This is a genomic window from uncultured Mailhella sp., assembly GCF_944324615.1.
In the GTDB taxonomy this organism is placed as follows: Bacteria; Desulfobacterota; Desulfovibrionia; order Desulfovibrionales; family Desulfovibrionaceae; genus Mailhella.
This window is the reverse complement of sequence record NZ_CALUWY010000056.1, coordinates 1-17,911: the sequence shown is the minus strand read 5'-3', so window position 1 is coordinate 17,911 and position 17,911 is coordinate 1. Positions and strand designations below refer to the sequence as shown.

The following is a 17,911-nucleotide window of genomic DNA, read 5'->3' as shown; positions in this document are numbered from 1 at the left end:
CTCTTAAGAGGGCAGCCGGGTAACAGACCCTTATAGGGTCAAATCAAACCGCCCCTTGAAGGGGCGGTCCTGACTTTATCCCCGCTCCGGCGCCTCGGCTCGGAGCGCCGTGAATAGGAACGGGGAAAATTGTTGCATGCGCGTCAGAAATGTTCCGAGAAGTGTGTAGGGTGGAGACCATATCGCTTTGGAGGTTCGTCATGGTCTTCTCGCCGAAACTCGTCATGTCGCTGCTGGTGTTCTGCTATGCCCTGTGGGGCGGGGGCATGATCGCCATGAAGTATGCGTTCGAGTCCTTTGCCGTGCTGCATGTGGTCTTTGCCCGCGTGGCCTTCGCGGCGCTGTTCTATCTCGCGCTTTTGCCGAAGTGGCGGCACCTGCCCTATGAGAAGGGCGACTGGAAGTTCCTGCTGCTTCTCGTCATGTTCGAGCCGTGCCTTTTCTTTCTGTGCGAAACTTTTTCCATGAAGTTCACCACGGCTTCCCAGGGCGGCGTCATTGCCGCCTGCTTTCCGCTCTGCACGGCCGTTGCCGCATGGATATTTCTGAAGGAGAAGCTCACGCGCCGCACCATCATCGCCATCATTCTCGCGGTGCTCGGCGTGGCGGGTTCCTCGTATTTTGCGGAAGGGGACGCCAAGGCCTCCAATCCGCTGCTGGGCAATCTGCTCATGTTCGGCGCGGTGCTTTCCTCCACCGGGTATGCCGTGTGCGTGCGCTTCATTTCCCGCCGCTATTCCTTCCTGAGCATTTCCGCTGTTCAGGCCATAGGGGGAACCGTGGCCTTTCTTCCGGCGTTGTTTTCCGCTCCTCTGCCGCAGAGCGTCACGCTTCCCGCCTTGGGCGGACTTCTCTATATGGGCGTGGGCGTGGGCATTCTGGCCTATCTTCTGCTCAACCTCTCTCTGAAATATCTGGAAGCGGGCATCGTTTCGCTGTTCGGCAACCTTATCCCCGTGTTTACGCTGGTGTTCGCCTATGTCCTTCTGGGAGAAAGGCTCAACCTGCCGCAGGTGGCCTGCGTGGGGCTGGCGCTTTTCGGCGTCGTGGTTTCCTCGATGGAAAAAAAGGCCTGAGTGCGGGCGGTATCCCTCAAAAAAAAGCGCGGGAAGATTTTTCCGCGTTTTTTTGTATGGTTAAAGCCATTTGCATTCCTTCCGCACGCGGCGTATGGTTAAGCTCATGAAAACAGCGCCTCCCGCGCTGGATAGACGGGCTTTGCCCGGAAGGAAATGTATGAGCACACCTTTGTCCGAGCAGAAGAGTGCATGTTCTCTGCCGCGAGTGTCTGAAAAAGGCTGCATTACGTTCATAGGCATGGCCGGTGCAGGAAAAACCACGGTGGGCCGCCTGGTGGCCCGGGCTCTCGGCTGGGCCTTTGTGGACAGCGACCATATCATCGAGGCCGCCTTTGCCGCACCGCTTCAGCGCGTGGCCGACGCCATGAGCAAGGAAGCCTTCATCGACATGGAGGCGGAGATCGTGAGTTCCCTGCGCCTCTGCCGCACCGTCATCGCCACGGGCGGCAGCGTGGTCTACCGGCAGAGCACCATGGAACATCTTGCCGGCCTCGGCCCCGTGGTCTATCTCGACGTGCCCATGAAGGTCATTCTTGAGCGCATCGCCCGCAATCCCGACAGGGGCCTGGCCATAGCCCCCGGGCAGACGGTGGAGGAGCTTTTTCTTGAAAGAGAGGCCCTTTACCGCCGCTATGCCACGGTGAGCGTGGCTTCCTGCGGGCTTTCCCCTTCGGAGAGCGCACGCCTTGCGCTGGAAAAGCTTGCGCTTGTATGATCCTGCCGGCCCGCGGGTGCGGAAGGCGGAACGTTCATCCGGTATGCCGGAACGGAAGAGATGTATCGGCCGCATCATGAGCGGAGAGCTTTTCCGGAACGTGCGGGGAAAGACATGCTTTGAGGCATGCGCTGCGGCGGGCGTCGTTGTACGGCGTGCGGCGCAGAAGCGCTTTCCCGGATGCAGCCTTCATTCCCGGACGGGAGTTCCGTCTCACGGAGCGGGGCTTAAATCATTCTTGACGCCCTCATGCACTCAAGGGTAATCTTTGCCGATGTCCGCGCCTTTGCCGGCGCGTCCATAATGCTACTTTTTCCTTACTAAGGAGTTTTATTATGCTTCGTCGCACTGTTATTGCGCTGGCTGTGGCCTTTTTCTGTTCCGCCGTCGTTCTGCCGTCCCAGGCTCAGGCCGCTGGCAAGATCGGTGTTGCCAACCCCCTGCGCCTGTCCGCCCAGAGCGATCCCGGCAAGGAAGCGGAAAAACAGCTGACCAGCATGTTCGGCAAGGAGCGTGAACAGCTGGAAAAGCAGAACGCCGACCTCAGCAAGCAGGCTGAAGATCTGCGCAAGCAGGCCGCCGCGCTTTCGGAAAAGGCCCGTAACGAACGCGCCCAGAAGATTCAGAAGCAGGCCCAGGAACTGGAAACCAAGGGTACTGCCTACACCCAGCGTCTTTCCCGCGTGCAGCAGGCCATCAACTCCCAGATGAACGACGTTCTGCGCACGGCCTGCGAAAACTATGCCAAGAAGAACGGCTACGACATGATCATCGACGCTTCCGTCGTCATGTTCTACGTTCAGGCCAATGATGTGACGAGCGGCCTGATCGATGAAGTCAACAAGGTCTGGAAGTCCAAAGGCGGTAAGTTCAATCTCAGCTCCGCGAAATAACAAAGGAGCCCTGAATGCCCAATCCTTCGTTCAAGCTTTCCGAGATTGCGGAAAAGCTCGGGGTGCGTCTGGCATTGAAGAATCCCGAGGATGATATCGTCATCACCGGGATCAACACGCTGGAAGAGGCCGGTCCCACGGAACTGAGCTTTCTGGCCAACCCCAAGTACGTTTCACAACTGTCCACCACCAGAGCGGGGGCCGTCATCGTGCGGCCTGAACATGAGAACGACGTCGAGCGCGCACTTGTGACGGATAATCCCTATCCCATGTTCGCGCAGGCTCTGACGCTGTTCGTCAAGCCCCAGGGCAGCTTCACAGGGATAAGCCACATGGCCTGCATCCATCCCGAGGCCGTGCTTGGCGAGGATTGTACCGTTTATCCGTTCTGCTACATCGGCCCGCGCACCGTGCTGGGCAAAGGCTGCGTCGTTTTTCCCGGCTGCTATATCGGAGAGGATTGTGAGCTGGGAGAAGGCTGCATCCTGTACCCCAGGGCCGTGCTCATGGCCGGCACGAAACTCGGCAAGGCCTGCGTGCTGCAGCCGGGCGTGGTGCTGGGCGGTGAGGGCTTCGGCTTTGTGCGGACGGCGGAAGGCATCAGAAAGGTGCCGCAGATCGGCCATGTGGAACTGGGCGATCATGTGGAGGTCGGCGCCAACGCCACCATCGACCGCGCGGCGCTGAGCGCCACGCTCGTGGGCGACGGCACCTGCATCGACAACCTTGTCATGGTGGGCCACAACGTGCACATCGGCAAGGACTGCCTCATTGTTTCCCAGGTGGGCATTTCCGGCTCCACGCATGTGGGCGACAACGTGACCATGGCCGGGCAGGCCGGTATTTCCGGGCATCTGCACATCGGCAACAACTCCACCATCGGACCGCAGGCCGGCGTTGCCAAGGATATTGCCGAAGGGCAGGTGGTCGGCGGTTCTCCCACCATGGACTATAATACCTATCTGCGTAACGCCACGCTCATGCCCAAACTGCCCGAGCTTTTCAAGCGGGTGGCGCGGCTTGAGAAGGAAATGGGCCACAAGCCCATGTCCAGCGACAAGACGGATCGTTCCCTTGTTGCCATGTGGAACCGCTGGATGTCCATGATGCATCATCGTTGATACGGCTCCGGCGGCCTCGCGCCGCCGGCTGCCGCCCGCCCCGCCGTTCGTATCTCACGGCGGGAAAAGGCGGCGCGGCAGAGCCTCACTATAAACCGTTAAAAGGCACTACACCATGAGCGAGACCATTTCCCTCGGCATCAAGGAAATCCTGAGCATTCTGCCCCATCGCTATCCTTTCCTTCTTGTGGATCGCGTGGATGAGCTGGTGCCCGGCGACCATATCCGCGCCTATAAGAACCTTACGTTCAACGAACCCTTCTTCCAGGGGCATTTCCCCGAAGTGCCCGTCATGCCCGGCGTTCTGATCATCGAGGCCATGGCTCAGACCGGGGTCATCCTCGTGGCGCACAGTTTTCCTGAATTCAAGGAACACCCCGACCAGATCTACCTGTTCACCGGCATAGAAAAGGCGCGCTTCCGCTCGCCCGTCCGCCCCGGCGACAAGCTGGTCATGGAGTGCACCAATCTGACGCACAGAATGCAGCTCTGGAAGATGGATACCAAGGCCTATGTGGACGGCAACATCGTTGCCGAGGCGCGGCTCACCGCATCTGTTCTTCCCAGGGAGTCTTTCTGATATGGCAGCACCTCAGATCCATCCGAGTGCGTTTGTGGCACCTACGGCGCAACTGGGCGACGATGTGGTCGTCGGCCCCTGCGCCGTCATTGAAGATGATGTGGTCATCGGCGCGCGCACGCGCATCGATGCCTTTGCCTCCGTCAAGCGGTACACCACCATGGGGGAGGACAATCATATCTATTCCTATGCCGCCGTGGGCGGAGAACCTCAGGATCTGAAATTCCATGGCGAAGTGAGTTCCCTCGTCATCGGCAACAGGAACAATATCCGGGAATTCACCACGCTGCACCGCGGCACGGAATCCGGCGGCGGCGTCACCCGCATAGGCGACAACAACCTGCTCATGGCCTATGTGCATGTGGCGCATGACTGCACGGTGATGAACAACATCGTCATGTCCAACAACGCCACCCTGGCCGGGCACTGCTTTGTGGACGACAACGCCATCATCGGCGGGCTTTCCGCCGTGCATCAGTTCGTGCGCGTGGGCAAGCATTCCTTTGTGGGCGGCATGTCCGGCCTGGCGCAGGATCTGCCGCCGTGGATGCTGGCCGTGGGCAACCGTGCCACGGTACAGTCGCCCAACATCGTCGGGCTGCGCCGTGCCAAGGCTTCCATGGAGCTGCTTTCCGGCTTCAAGCAGGCCTACCGCATGACGTGGTATTCCGGCATTCCCCGCCCCGACGCGCTCATGCAGCTTGAGGCGGAGTACGGGCATCTTCCCGAAATCGTGGAATTCATCAATTTCGTGCGGGAAAGCAAGCGCGGCATTCTGCCCGGCGACGAGCGCAAGAAGATCATGGATCTTGCCTGATCGCTGCGCCGTTCTGCGCCGTGCGGAACACGCCTTATGGTTTCATGAAAAGGGTCGTTTGTCGTCAGACGGCCCTTTTTTCTTTGCCCTCTGAAGCCCGGCATGTTTTTCAGCAGCTCCTTAAGGGAGGCTTCCCGCTCTGCGGGGAAAAACGGTTGTAGCGCACCTGCTTTGGGAGCAGGGAGTCGAGGTTTCCCGCTCTGCGGGGAAAAACGGCCTTCCGCCGGGGGAAGAGGCTTTTCAGGGGGCCGTGATGCTGCCGGAACCGTTCCGGCATGATGTGTTCCGCCGGACGGCACAGTCGGCGGAAAAGGAGAACGCCATGAAGAATTTCGTCTATAATACTCCCACCAGGGTGGTGTTCGGCAGGGGTGTGGAAGATCAGTGCGGCCGTCTCGTGCGCGAATGTGGCGGAAGCCGTGTGCTCCTGCATTACGGCAGCGGCAGTGTGGAACGCTCCGGCCTTCTGGGAAGAATCCGGGCCGCGCTGGAAAAGGAAGGCCTCACCTGGGTGGAACTCGGGGGCGTGGTGCCCAATCCCCGCCTTTCCCTTGTGCGCGAGGGCGTGGCCCTCGGGCGGAAGGAAGGGGTGGACTTTGTGCTTGCCGTGGACGGAGGCAGTGTCATCGACTCGGCCAAGGCCATAGGCTACGGCCTGGCTTATGACGGCGACGTGTGGGATTTTTATGAGAGAAAGTGCAAGGCGAAGGCCTGCGCGCCCGTGGGCGTGGTGCTCACCATTGCGGCGGCAGGCAGTGAGATGAGCTCTTCGTGTGTGATCACCAACGAGGAAGGCTGGATCAAGCGGGGCTATACCAGCGAGTATGCCCGCCCGCGCTTTGCCGTGATGAATCCCGAGCTGACCATGACCCTGCCCGCGTATCAGACGGCCTGCGGCTGCGTGGACATTCTCATCCATACCATGGAGCGCTATTTTCACCGTGAGGGCGGCATGGAAATCACCGACGGCATCGCCGAGGCGCTGCTCCGCACGGTGATGAAGAACGCCCTCATTCTCAGGGACGACCCCTCCTGCTATGAGGCGAGGGCTGAAATCATGTGGGCGGGCAGCCTGTCGCACAACGGACTCACCGGCTGCGGCACCGACGGCGGGGACTGGGCCTCGCACAAGCTGGAACATGAGCTGAGCGGCCTGTTCGACGTGGCGCACGGCGCGGGCCTTGCCGCCATCTGGGGCAGCTGGGCGCGCTATGTGTACAGGGAGGACGCCGCGCGCTTCGCGCGCTTTGCGCAGAAGGTCATGGGCGTTTCCGGTGCGGGCACCCATGAGGAAATGGCGGAAAAGGGCATTGAGGCCATGGAGAACTTCTTCCGCGCCATACACATGCCCACCTCGCTCCGGGAACTCGGCATCAGCCCCACGGATGAGGAAATACGCGAGATGGCGGCAAAGTGCATCCGTACCGTAGGCGGCCCCGCAGGCGTGGTGCGTCCTCTGCAGGAAGAGGACATCGTGAATATTTACCGGATGGCGGGATAGCAGCGCGATGTGTTGCGGCGGCACCGGGGAAGAGAAGGTCCTTTGCCGGGGCGGATTCCCCGGCTGCGGCCTGAACCGGAAATGGTACCGCCGCAGGAATGGCCACGACGACAGGGGAGGCGTGGATGGAAGAATCTCGGTATTCGGGCGTGCCGCATCATATACTCATGAAAGGTTCGGCCGTGGGACGGCTCAATGCGCCGTGGAGAAAGGTGCTTCACCTTGCGCGGAGAAAAATCATCCGCAAGGGGCAGAGCGTCGATATCCGTACGAGCCTTTCCGGTCCGGACGGGAGGTCATGCTTTTATTATGTCGTTTCCGGCAAGATACGGCTTTCCTATGTCAGCCGGAACGGTGAGGAACGCACTATTCTGTACGCCGGACCTGATACGCTCATGAACGTGCCTTCCGTTCTTGTGGGCGATGAGGACAACACGCTGGTGACCTGTACGGAGGATGCCGAAGTGGCCCTGTTCGACGCGGCGCTGCTTTCGGATGAAGCCTTTGCCGCGCAATATCCCGACCTGATGATCAATCTGGTGCATTCGCTGTGCGTGCACATGGTCATTCATTCGCAGAGACTGGCGGAATCCTCCCTTTCCAATTCCGTGGCGCAGGTGTGCAGGGTTGTTCTTGAACTTTCCGATCGTCACGGAGGGAAGGAAAAATTCTCCCCGGAAATGACACAGCAGGAACTGGCGCTGCTTCTGGGGATGCACAGAACGACGCTGACGCGCATACTGTGCCGCCTCAGAGAGAGCGGGGTGCTGGGCAGGTTTACCCGGCATGAGCTGGAAATCCTTGATCGCGCGCGTCTTGCCGAGCTTGCGAAATCATTCTGAATGCCAGAACCTTTTCATGAAGGGCCGCTCCTTACGGGGCGGCCCTTCTGCTGTCTGCGGAAGGCCCCGTGCGGCACGGTGCTTTCGGGGAAAACAGGTCTTCCGTCCGTTCTGTTCCGGAAATGGGAAAAAAAGAACAAAAAATGACGCAAACGCACTACTGCCCGTCCTCCTGAAGCTTCATAACCGTATCATACGGAAAGCCGGAAAGGAGGTCTTTCATGCACGATTCTGAAGAGAAGGCGGTCATCACCCATGAGACCGACGTTCTTGTCCTCGGGGCAGGCGCATCCGGTTGCGGTGCGGCGCTTGCTGCTGCGGGCAGGGGCGTGCGCGTGCTTCTGGCGGACAAGGGCAAGCTGGAAAGCTGCGGTTCGCTGGGGGGCGGCAATGATCATTTCATGGCTGTTCTGAACAGCGGCGCACCGGGCGATGATGCGGCAACCGCCATAGACTTCTACTGCACGCCCATGACGGGCTACACTCCCGCTCAGGTACGCCAGTGGCTGGATACCATGCCCCGCATGATATCCGTGCTCAAGTCGCTGGGTATCGAGTTTCTGCATAATCCTGACGGAAGCTTCTACCGGACCACCGGTTTCGGCCAGCCCGGCAGCTGGTGGACCCATATCAACAACGGCAAATACATCAAGCGCAGACTGGGCGGCCTCATCCGCAGCCGTGGCGTGGATATTCTGGAGTATTTCCAGTGCACCAGGCTGCTCGTCGAAGACGGACGTGTTGTCGGAGCGGCGGGATTTCATGTGCTGGACGGATCTTTTCATGTGATCCGTGCCCGTGCCGTGGTCCTCGCGCTGGGACGTCTTGCAGGGCGTGTCTCGGTGAACTCCTCGCTCAATCCCTTCAATTCCGCCTTTTCTCCCTTCATCACCGGCAGTCAGATAGCCCTGGGATACGAGGCCGGGGCGGAAATCATCACACTGGATACCGAACAGGAAGCCACGCTGATCCCCAAGGGCTGGGGCTGTCCGGGCATGAACGGCATCACCTCCAGCGGCGCAAGGGGCATCAACGCTCTGGGGGAACGGTACATGGCCAAATATCACCCCATGATGGAAGTGGGGCCGCGCTGCCTGCTGGTAAGGGGCACGTCGCAGGAACAGTCCGAGGGCAACGGCCCGCCCTTCGTGCTCGACCTCACGCATATCGACAAGGATATCCTGCACCATCTGCAATACGACAGCATGCCCGGTGACAAGGAAACCTGGAACGACTACTGCGCGCAGGCGGGCATTGATTTCAGTGCGAAGCCCATGGAAGTGGAGCTTTCCGAACTCTATATCAACGGCATCATGTATCTGCAGGACAACTTTGAGTCCCGTTCCGTCAGGGGACTTTTCGGCGGAAGCATGTTCCACGACTTTTCCGGGTCCATCTGCAGCGGCTATATTGCCGGGGCGCATGCCGTGGAGGCCTGTGCCCGGTACGAACTTGCCGCGGTGGACGATGAGCAGATTCAGCAGGAAAAAGAAAGAGTGTTCCGCCCGCTGCATACCGAAGAGGGCATCCGTCAGGAAAAGTTCGAGGCCGCCGTGCGTCAGGTCATGAATTATTACATGGGCTATGTGCGCAGCGGCAAAGGCATGAGCGTTGCCCTGGAGAAACTGGCCTTCATCGAGTCCAGAAAGGACGAGGTCATGGCGGAGAACCTGCACGAGCTCATGCGCGCTCACGAATCCTTCCATCTGCTGCGTACCTGCATGCTCACGACCATGGCTTCTCTGGAGCGCAGGGAGACCAGATTCGTCTATCGTCGTTCGGATTACCCCGACATCGACCATTCCTACGACGACAGGCTGCTTGTTGTTTTCCGCAAGGATGGCGAGCCCTGCTGTGAATGGCGCAAACCCCTTCTTCCGCGCGGGTAAGGCTTCGGAACACCATGTCCCGAAGCGTCACGTCTGCCGACCGTGCACGCGCCCTTCTGCCGTATCGGCGGCTTGAGGCATGCCGCAAGCCGGGGCTGACGCACCGGGACGGACGGATTTTTCCTCTCATTTTTCAAGGAGCTGGAGATGCCTCCTTTTTTCAGCAAAGAAACCAAGAAGGTTTATGTCCGCAATGACGGACACCGCGGACAGGGCCGGACTTCTCCCTGTGAGAACGTCTGTCCCCTGGGCAATCCGATTCAGAAAATGGAGAAGGCCATTGCCGACGGCGATGCTTCCCGGGCACTGTATGTTCTGCGTGCCGTCAATCCTTTTCCGGGGGTGACGGGCCGGGTATGTCCTCACCCCTGCGAGGAGGCGTGCAACCGGAAGTGCTACGACGAGGCGCTTTCCATACGGGCCCTGGAACGCTACGCCGCAGATGCCGGTTTTTCCGGCCTGCGCCGGCTGCGTCCGCTGCCGGCCACCGGAAGGAAGATAGCCGTGGTGGGGTCCGGACCTGCCGGCCTGGCGTGCGCGTATGTTTCCGCCCTGCTCGGGCATGAGGTCACGGTTTTTGAGGCCTCCCCTGTTGCGGGAGGCGTGCCCCGTCAGTCCATTCCCGATTTCCGGCTGCCCAAGGACGTGGTGGACCGGGAAGTGGGCGTGATTCTCGATCTCGGCGTCAGGATTCTGACCAATACCGAAGTCGGGCGCGACATCGGCCTCGACGAGCTTCGGAAAAGGTATGACGCCTGTCTTCTGGCCGTGGGCAACGGGAAGGAACGCATGCTGTCCATTCCCGGCATCGAACATGCCCTGCCTGCGGTATCGTTTCTGAAAAACGCCAATCTTCATCGGGAAAGTCTTGAGGGAAAGAAGGTCGTCATTCTGGGCGGGGGCGGCGTGGCCTTCGACAGCGCCTTCACCGCCCGCAGGCTCGGCGCTGCGCAGACCTGCCTGATCTGCCTGGAAGACCGGGAGCACATGCGTGTTCCTGCAGCCGAAGTCGCCCAGGCGGATGACGAGAATGTGATGCTTCACACCGGCTATCTCGCGGCTTCCGTGGATATAGAAGACGGCCTTGTCCGTGCCGTGACGGCGGATGCCGTTTCCTCCTTCCGTTTTGACGAGGCAGGCAGCCTGCATGCCGAATTCCTTCCCGGCGGAAAGCTGAGGGTGGAAGCCGATGTGGTGATCTGCGCCAGCGGCCTCATGGCGGATCTTTCCCTGCTGGAAAAAGGCGAAGGTGCGGAGGTGGAAAGAACACCCCGCGGCGGAGTGAAGACGGTTTTCAGCGCCTCTTCGATTCCCGGACTTTTTGCGGCGGGGGAATGTTCCAGCGGTCCCTCGCTGGTGTCTGCAGCCGTTGCCGACGGCCGGAATGCCGCCTTTGAGATTCATGCCTGGCTGACAGGCAGGGAGGCGGGACGCGCCGTCGACGCATGGGTGGATGAGGAAGACCACCTCTGCCTGAACTATCTTGAGCGCAAGGGAGTGCAGCACGAGGTCGCCTTTGAGGAAATCGTCAACATCACGCAGCATGAAAAATCTGCGCGCAGAAGCACATGTCTGCATTCCTCCAGGGATACATGGCTGGCCTTCGAGGAGCTGGACAAGGGCTTTGCCGAAAAGGACGCTCAGGACGAAGCAAAGCGCTGCATGCACTGCGGCCACTGTCAGGAGTGCGGGGAGTGTGTGGCAAGCTGTCCGGGGCTGATTCTCAAGGCCGGAGACGGTTCTCCGCACGTTGCCTATCCCGACGAGTGCTGGCATTGCGGCTGTTGCCGGCTGGCCTGCCCCGGAGCCTGCATTTCCTTCAAATTCCCCCTGCATACCTTTTTGTAATGTCATTCCCGCCCGGACGGGGCGGGAGAATGCGCGAGGAGAAATTCCATGAAGAAGCTGTCCCTTGTTCTGCTGAGTATGGCGCTCTGTCTGTCCGGTGCGGTTCTGCCCCGCGTTTCGTGCGCGGCCGAAGCGGAATATGTCCTGAGTCTCAACCTGCCCATCCCTCCCATTCATAACCGCTGGAATCATGCGCTCAAGCCCTGGGTGGAGGAGCTGGAAAAGCGCAGCGGCGGCCGCATCAAGGTGGAACCGTACTTTGCCGAGGCTCTCAGCAAGGAAGCCGACGCCTTTGAATCCGTGAAAACCGGCGTGGCCGATATGGCGGAATTCAGCTTCGACGTGGCGGTGGGCCAGTTCCCCTTCCATGAGCGTGTCTTCACCACGGTGAGTCCCGGTGTCTCCATGGAAGACCCCACATCCTTCGTCCTGGCCTTGCAGGAATCCTTCCCCGAAGTGAAGAAGGAATTTGACGGCGTGAAGGTGCTGTTCACCCACGCCCAGACCGTGGGCATGCTGATCGGCAGCAAGGAACCCATTGCAACGCTGGAAGACTTCAAGGGCAGGAAGATCAACGTGCTCGGCGATTATCAGGTTGCCCAGAAGGTGAGCGCACTCGGCGCCTCCGTGGTCAGCGTGCCTCTTGCCGATGTGTTCACCGGCATTCAGCAGGGGGTCATTGATGCGGCAACGGTGGATTACGACCTGCTCGTGTCCCGCAGACTCGGCGATGTGATAAAGCATGTCACCGCCGTGCAGACCACCTGCTTCGTGTTCTGCGTGATGATGAATCAGGATGTCTACGACAACATGCCCGAGGATCTGCGTGCGGTGATAGATGAAGTGTCCGGTGAATACGGGCGGCAGGTTTTCTCCTCCTTCTGGAATACGCTGCCCTATGAGAGCCTTCATACCTGGCTGGACACCATGGGCGGGAAGCTCCATGTGCTGACCGACGAGGAGTACGCACAGATCGACGCCCGTGTCGCCGGTGTGAAGACCGAATGGGTGGACATACTCAACAAGGCCGGATACCCCGGCGAAGCCATGGCCGAACGCGTCCACGAGCTTCAGGCGAAGTATGCCAGGCCGTGGAAGGACAGCCTTTCCATGAAGATCTTCAAAGAGGGGCAGAATCAGTAATTCCCCGATGTTCAAGAGACGGATCGTCCCTCCGCACCGTCCTTTCAGGGACGGATGCGGAGGCGTCCGGTAAAATTTTTGCCGTGCCGTGAGGCTTTGCTCGGCCTCAGGCCAAAGGAAAGAGATATGGAGAATTCCTGCATCGCCGGTTCCGTTCAGGAGGCCGGATTCCCCCGTATGCTGGACAGGGCCGCGACCATGCTGCGATCGGCGGAAAAGCCGGCATCCTTCCTCTGTGCGGCGGGTATGGGCGTATTCATGCTCATGGTCATGCTCACGTTCGCCGATGTGTTTCTGCGCTATATATTCGGCAGATCCATTCCGGGGACGACGGAGATGACGGAACTTCTCATGGTGATCGTCGTTTTTTCCTCCATCGCCGTCACACAGTGGCAGAAAAGTCACGTCACCATGGATATTCTCACGTCAAGAATGAAGGAGCCGTCCCGTGCGCTGCTTGAAGTGGTGACGGGCTTCTGGTCCGTGGTCATTGTGCTGTTCTGCGCCTGGACGACGTTCCGTTACGGCATGAAGACATCCTCGGTGACGCTGGTGCTCCGTATTCCCCTGGAGCCGTTCATTTATTTCGCCGGGTTCGGCTTCTGTATGCTGACCGTTGCGCTGCTGACCCAGCTTCTTGAGAATATGGCTGCGGCGGTGCGCCTGAACGGTATCGCAAAAACGCTGCTTGCCCTGGTGGCGGGCATTGTTTGCGTCGCCGCCATGTGTTTCGTCGCCACGCACAGAGTTCCGGGCATGTCCTCCATCAAGGTGGGCGTGGCCGGCCTGACGCTGCTTTTCCTTCTCTTTTTCCTCGGCGTACCGGTGGCCTTCGCGCTCGTTGCCACAGGACTGATTTTCATAGCGCAGCTCAAGGGTATTCCGGCATCCTTCGGCACCACGGGCAAGGCTCTCTACGCCACGGCGGGAAGCTATTCCTGGGCTCCGCTGATGTTCTTCATGCTTATGGGCTATCTGTGCTTTTATGCCCGCTTCGGGGAGGATATCTATAACTGCGCGCGCAAATGGATGGGGCACATGCGCGGCGGGCTTGCCATAGGCAGCGTTGTCGCCTGCTCGCTGTTCGGCGCCGTGGTGGGCGACGTGCTTTCCGGCAGTATCGCCATGGCGGCCATAGCTCTGCCCGAAATGCGCAAGAACGGGTACGATGATGCGCTCGCCGTGGGCACGCTGGCCTGCTCCGGCACCATAGGCTGCCTCATTCCGCCCAGTACCACCTTCATCATCTACGGTGTGCTGGCACAGCAGTCCATCGGTGACCTGTTCATTGCGGGCATCATTCCGGGCGTTGTGTGCATGTTCTGCTTTATGCTCGCCGTATGGCTGATGGTACTCAGAAAGCCGTCGCTCGCGCCGCGTCTGCCCCGAGCATCCATGGCGGAGCGCGTCGTTTCACTCCGGTCCGGCCTGCCTATCATGCTCATCTTTCTTCTGGTCATCGGCGGTATCTACGGCGGCGTGTTCACCGCCACCGAAGGCGGCGGCATAGGCGCCTGCGGCACGCTCATTCTTGCGCTGCTCATGCGTCGCCTCGGTCTGAAGGACTTCATACGCACCCTTCAGGACTCCGCCAAATACATTTCCATGTGCTTCACGGTGCTGTGCGGCGCCATAGTGCTCAGCTACTTCATGGCCATGACCCGGATTCCCATGGTGCTCGCCAGCACCATTGCAGGCATGGATCTGCCGGCCATGCTGGTCATGACGGCCATCGTGCTGGTGTTCCTCATTCTGGGCTGTTTTCTTCCCTCCATGCCGCTGCTGCTCATCTGTGTGCCCATTTTTGTGCCCATAGCCAAGGTGTTCGGGTGGGATCTGATCTGGTTCGGCGTCATCATCGTCATTCTCGACAACATGGCTTCCATCACGCCGCCCTTCGGCATCAACCTTTTCGTGATGAAGGAAGTGGCCTCCGTTTCACTGGGAACCATGTACCGGGCGGCCATTCCCTTTGTTCTGGCCCTGCTCGTCTGCCTTTTCATCATCATCGTCTTTCCGCCGCTCTCCACCATGCTTCCCGCGCTGATGAAGGGATAGGCGGGGAAGCTCTTTTTCACGCCGCAGCGCGGCGCAGAAGGCCTGAAAAAGCCCCCTCGGAACCTGGTTCCGAGGGGGCTTTCGTTGGCGTTACCGGTGCGCGAGTTCCCGCTCCATGTCGCGGGATTCGGCGCGGCGTTTCAGTTCTTCTCTCTGGTCGTGCAGCTTGCGGCCCCGGGCCAGTGCGATTTCCAGTTTGACCTTGCCGTGCTTGAAATAGATTTTCGTGGGAACCACGGTAAGGCCCTTCTGCTCGATGCGGGTGGCAAGAAGGTGTATTTCGCGGTGATGGAGCAGCAGCTTCTTGTCGCGGTCGGGCTCCTGGAGCACATAGCCGCCGCGGTCATAGGGGGCTATGCGCATGCCCACCACAAAGGCCTCGCCGTCGCGGCATTCCACGAAGCTGTCCCCGAAACTGATCTGCCCGGCACGGAGGCTTTTCACTTCCGGCCCGGTGAGCACGATGCCCGCCTCAAAAAACTCCAGGAATTCGTAATACTGGCGGGCTTTGCGGTTGTCTATGCGCGGCGTGTCGGCCATGACTGACTCCAGAAATCAGAGGAGCCTCTCAGGCTCCGGTGGAAAGAAAAATACGGACGATGGTGATGCCATCGGGGTAGCATACAAGACCTTTTCCCGCAAGAAGCCCTGCCTGTCGCGCCTGGGGAGGGTGCGGGCCTCAGTGTTTCATGTCGGAAATGAGGGCGTAGATTTCGCCGGTGGTCCAGCCGCGGGCTCTGGACTGCACGCGCCGTGCCACGGCGCGGGGCGCGCCGCCTGCGGGTCGTTCTTCCTCGATGAGGGCAAGAATCTCTTCCCGGCTGCTTTTCGCGTGACTTTCGGGCGGGCCGAGGACCACGGTCACTTCGCCGAGTATGTTGGAAAGATCGGGCAGTTCGTCGAGGCGGAAGCGCAGGTATTGCTCATGGGTCTTGGTCAGTTCCCGGGCAATGCACCCTTCCCGCGGACCGAGCAGGGCGAGAGCGTTTTTCAGCGTTTCCTCAAGCCTGTCCTTGCGTTCAAAGAACACGAGCGTGACCGGCAGAGAGGCATAGGGCGCGAGGGTGACTTCCTGATCGGAGCGCTTGCGCGGCAGAAAGCCGAAGAAGATGAAGGGCTGCGGCGGAATGCCGGAACCGGCAAGCGCCGTGACGGGCGCGCAGGGGCCGGGAATGACGGACACAGGCAGGCCTGCCTCCCGGCAGGCGCGTATGACCACATAGCCGGGATCGGCCATGACGGGCATGCCCGCGTCGGAAATGAGGGCGATGTTTTTGCCTTCGCGCAGCAGCTCCAGCACGGAGGAGGCCTTTTCCTTTTCGTTGTGGTCGTGATAGCTCACGAAACGGCGTACGGTCACGCCCCAGCGGGCACAGGCGAGGCCTTCGCGCTTGGTGTCCTCGGCCAGCACGAGGTCCGCTTCCTCCAGGCAGGCGCGGGCCCGGGGGGAAAGATCACCAGGGTTGCCAAGAGGAGTTCCCACCACCCAGAGCGTGCCGGGTTCCCTGATCTGCGTATTCGATGACATTTCGTATGAGCTCCGTATGGTAGCTTCCCTGCCGGGCAGTCACGCAGACAAGATCGAAACGGCAGGGGACGCCCCAGGCGTCATGTTCGGCAAGCCAGGACTGCGCGGCGCGCTGCAGATGCTTCCTTTTGGCGGCGGTCAGCGCTTCAAAGGGCCTCTGCATGCCGTCCTGCGCACGGGTTTTCACTTCCACAAAGACAATCGTGTCCCCTTCCCGGGCCACGATGTCGATTTCAAGGCGTCCGCTCCGCCAGTTGCGGGCAAGGATGCTCCAGTCCATGCCCAGAAGGAGGGCCGCTGCCGCGTTTTCCCCTGCAGCACCCGTTCCGGCCGCGGAGGAAGCGTGCTCTGCGGTGTTTTTCCGGAAAGGCAGCCTCAGCACAGCCAGCCCTGTTCCGGTTCCTTCTTCGGGAGCACGCTGCGGAAATCCAGACGATGGAGCGGGCAGGGACCGTAGGTCTTCAGCGCTTCCCTGTGCTCTTTGGTGCCGTATCCCTTGTGCCTTGCAAAACCGTATTCGGGCCAGCGTGCGTCGAGTTTCGTCATGAGATCGTCGCGGAAGGTCTTGGCCAGAATGGAGGCCGCCGAAATGGAGGGAACAAGGGCGTCGCCGTCCACCACGGCTTCCTGCTCGGGGAGCGGTATGCCGAAGGAGCGGAAGTACAGCGGAGGAATGATCTGCGTGCCGTCGATGAGCAGGCGCGCAGGCACGGCTTTTTCCTGCACCTTCATGCGTATGCGCATGGCGGCCACGGCGCGCGTCATGGCCATGAGCGAGGCCTGCAGAATGTTGATGCGCGCAATTTCATCCATCCAGGCAAGGCCTATGCCCCAGCCCACGGCAAGGCTGCGTATTTCCACGGCCAGTCTTTCCCTTTCCGTTGCCTTGAGCACCTTGGAATCGTCCAGCCCCATGAGGTCGAACCCGTCGGCAAAAATGACGGCTCCGGCCACCACGGGCCCGGCAAGGCAGCCGCGTCCGGCTTCGTCGGTTCCGGCGGTAAGCGGTTCCTGCATATCCGGGACGCTGAAGAGCATACCCTGTTCGATGACGGCTTTTTTGCGGATACGGGCCATGGGCAACCTGCGTAGGTGAAAGGAAAAGGAAAGGGCCTGATAGAGAAAATCCCCCGCCGGAAGGTGCCGGAAGGGGATTGTCTGCTGGAAAGACGGGCCCGGGCAGGCCGGGCCGGAATCTTAGTAGCGGTTGCGGGGCTTGATGCGGGCAGCCTTGCCGCGCAGATCGCGCAGGTAGTACAGACGGGAACGACGCACGCGGCCTTCGCTCACCACTTCGATGTGGTCAATGAAGGGGGAGTGCATGGGAAGAATACGTTCCACGCCCACGCCGTCGGAAATCTTGCGCACGGTGAAGGTGGCGCCGGTGGTGCCGCGCTGGATGCGGATCACGTTGCCCTGGAACATCTGGATACGTTCCTTTTCGCCTTCGACGATACGCAGATACACCTTGATGGTGTCGCCGGGCTTGAAGGCCGGGATGTCCATACGCATGTGTTCGCGTTCAATCTGCTTGATGATATCCATGGGGGACTCTCCTTGAGGAAAATGGTGTTTATCCCCGATCGCCGAGCAGCCTGTCCAGAAGGATGGCGGCGGCAGCACGAACGGGGAGATGATTGTATTCGTCCATCCAGCGCAGGGGCGGCAGGATGGCGTCGCATTGCTCCAACACCTCAGGCGCAATGCCATGCCCGGTTCCCAGCAGAAGGAGCACGGGCCTGTCCGCAAGCACGTCCCTCACCTGATCGAAGGTGGAGGCCGGCCGGCGTTCCCGGTGTTTTTTATCTAGGAGAGGCTGGGCACTGGTGCCGACCACAAAGGGCGGCAGGCCGCGATCGGTTGTCAACGTCGCAATCGCGCTTTCCAGAGATTCCTC

18 protein-coding genes are annotated in these 17,911 nt (G+C 60.3%); 12 read left to right on the top strand and 6 right to left on the bottom strand.

Annotated features, from left to right (window positions below; genetic code table 11):
- Window positions 1-170 precede the first annotated feature (170 nt).
- From Q0K07_RS10450 to Q0K07_RS10395, 12 genes are all read left to right on the top strand, one after another.
- Complete coding sequence (locus Q0K07_RS10450) at window positions 171-1,076, top strand: DMT family transporter (RefSeq protein ID WP_294559007.1); 906 nt, start codon at window positions 171-173, stop codon at window positions 1,074-1,076.
- Window positions 1,077-1,236: 160 nt separating this feature from the next.
- On the top strand, window positions 1,237-1,794 hold the full coding sequence (gene thrB / locus Q0K07_RS10445) for a homoserine kinase (protein WP_294559006.1): 558 nt from the start codon (window positions 1,237-1,239) through the stop codon (window positions 1,792-1,794).
- A 335-nt stretch (window positions 1,795-2,129) separates the two neighbouring features.
- Entirely contained in the window at window positions 2,130-2,687 is a 558-nt protein-coding gene (locus tag Q0K07_RS10440) for an OmpH family outer membrane protein (protein ID WP_294559004.1), read from the top strand.
- Between the two features lie 14 nt (window positions 2,688-2,701).
- Complete coding sequence (gene lpxD / locus Q0K07_RS10435) at window positions 2,702-3,808, top strand: UDP-3-O-(3-hydroxymyristoyl)glucosamine N-acyltransferase (RefSeq protein ID WP_294559002.1); 1,107 nt, start codon at window positions 2,702-2,704, stop codon at window positions 3,806-3,808.
- A 115-nt stretch (window positions 3,809-3,923) separates the two neighbouring features.
- On the top strand, window positions 3,924-4,388 hold the full coding sequence (gene fabZ / locus Q0K07_RS10430) for a 3-hydroxyacyl-ACP dehydratase FabZ (RefSeq protein ID WP_294559000.1): 465 nt from the start codon (window positions 3,924-3,926) through the stop codon (window positions 4,386-4,388).
- Between the two features lies 1 nt (window position 4,389).
- Entirely contained in the window at window positions 4,390-5,205 is an 816-nt protein-coding gene (lpxA, locus tag Q0K07_RS10425; RefSeq protein ID WP_294558998.1) for an acyl-ACP--UDP-N-acetylglucosamine O-acyltransferase, read from the top strand.
- A gap of 322 nt (window positions 5,206-5,527) precedes the next feature.
- Window positions 5,528-6,706, top strand: a complete 1,179-nt coding sequence (locus Q0K07_RS10420; RefSeq protein WP_294558996.1) for an iron-containing alcohol dehydrogenase — start codon at window positions 5,528-5,530, stop codon at window positions 6,704-6,706.
- Window positions 6,707-6,831: 125 nt separating this feature from the next.
- Window positions 6,832-7,548: a Crp/Fnr family transcriptional regulator gene (locus tag Q0K07_RS10415; RefSeq protein WP_294558994.1), complete on the top strand. Its 717-nt coding sequence runs from the start codon at window positions 6,832-6,834 to the stop codon at window positions 7,546-7,548.
- A 221-nt stretch (window positions 7,549-7,769) separates the two neighbouring features.
- A complete protein-coding gene (locus Q0K07_RS10410; RefSeq protein ID WP_294558992.1) occupies window positions 7,770-9,437 on the top strand; it encodes an FAD-dependent oxidoreductase in 1,668 nt (555 codons plus the stop codon).
- Between the two features lie 147 nt (window positions 9,438-9,584).
- Entirely contained in the window at window positions 9,585-11,285 is a 1,701-nt protein-coding gene (locus tag Q0K07_RS10405) for an FAD-dependent oxidoreductase (RefSeq protein WP_294558990.1), read from the top strand.
- A 48-nt stretch (window positions 11,286-11,333) separates the two neighbouring features.
- Entirely contained in the window at window positions 11,334-12,428 is a 1,095-nt protein-coding gene (locus tag Q0K07_RS10400; protein WP_294558988.1) for a TRAP transporter substrate-binding protein, read from the top strand.
- Between the two features lie 126 nt (window positions 12,429-12,554).
- Window positions 12,555-14,486, top strand: coding sequence for a TRAP transporter large permease subunit (locus Q0K07_RS10395; RefSeq protein WP_294558986.1), 1,932 nt, complete (start codon window positions 12,555-12,557; stop codon window positions 14,484-14,486).
- 90 nt (window positions 14,487-14,576) lie between these two features.
- Here Q0K07_RS10395 and smpB read toward each other — a convergent pair whose 3' ends face one another.
- The 6 genes from smpB to Q0K07_RS10365 form a co-directional block, all read right to left on the bottom strand.
- Window positions 14,577-15,026 carry an SsrA-binding protein SmpB gene (smpB, locus tag Q0K07_RS10390; RefSeq protein ID WP_294558984.1) on the bottom strand — a complete coding sequence of 150 codons (450 nt, stop codon included), beginning with the start codon at window positions 15,024-15,026 and terminating at the stop codon, window positions 14,577-14,579.
- A 139-nt stretch (window positions 15,027-15,165) separates the two neighbouring features.
- Complete coding sequence (gene rsmI, locus Q0K07_RS10385) at window positions 15,166-16,014, bottom strand: 16S rRNA (cytidine(1402)-2'-O)-methyltransferase (protein WP_294558982.1); 849 nt, start codon at window positions 16,012-16,014, stop codon at window positions 15,166-15,168.
- Complete coding sequence (locus Q0K07_RS10380) at window positions 15,941-16,387, bottom strand: YraN family protein (RefSeq protein ID WP_367178892.1); 447 nt, start codon at window positions 16,385-16,387, stop codon at window positions 15,941-15,943. The genes rsmI and Q0K07_RS10380 overlap by 74 nt, the downstream gene beginning before the upstream one ends.
- Window positions 16,388-16,389: 2 nt before the next feature.
- On the bottom strand, window positions 16,390-17,052 hold the full coding sequence (locus tag Q0K07_RS10375) for a ribonuclease HII (protein ID WP_294559009.1): 663 nt from the start codon (window positions 17,050-17,052) through the stop codon (window positions 16,390-16,392).
- Window positions 17,053-17,211: 159 nt separating this feature from the next.
- Window positions 17,212-17,559, bottom strand: coding sequence for a 50S ribosomal protein L19 (rplS, locus tag Q0K07_RS10370; RefSeq protein WP_294558978.1), 348 nt, complete (start codon window positions 17,557-17,559; stop codon window positions 17,212-17,214).
- A 28-nt stretch (window positions 17,560-17,587) separates the two neighbouring features.
- Window positions 17,588-17,911: RNA methyltransferase (locus Q0K07_RS10365; RefSeq protein ID WP_294558976.1), on the bottom strand; the 324-nt coding region annotated here is incomplete at its 5' end.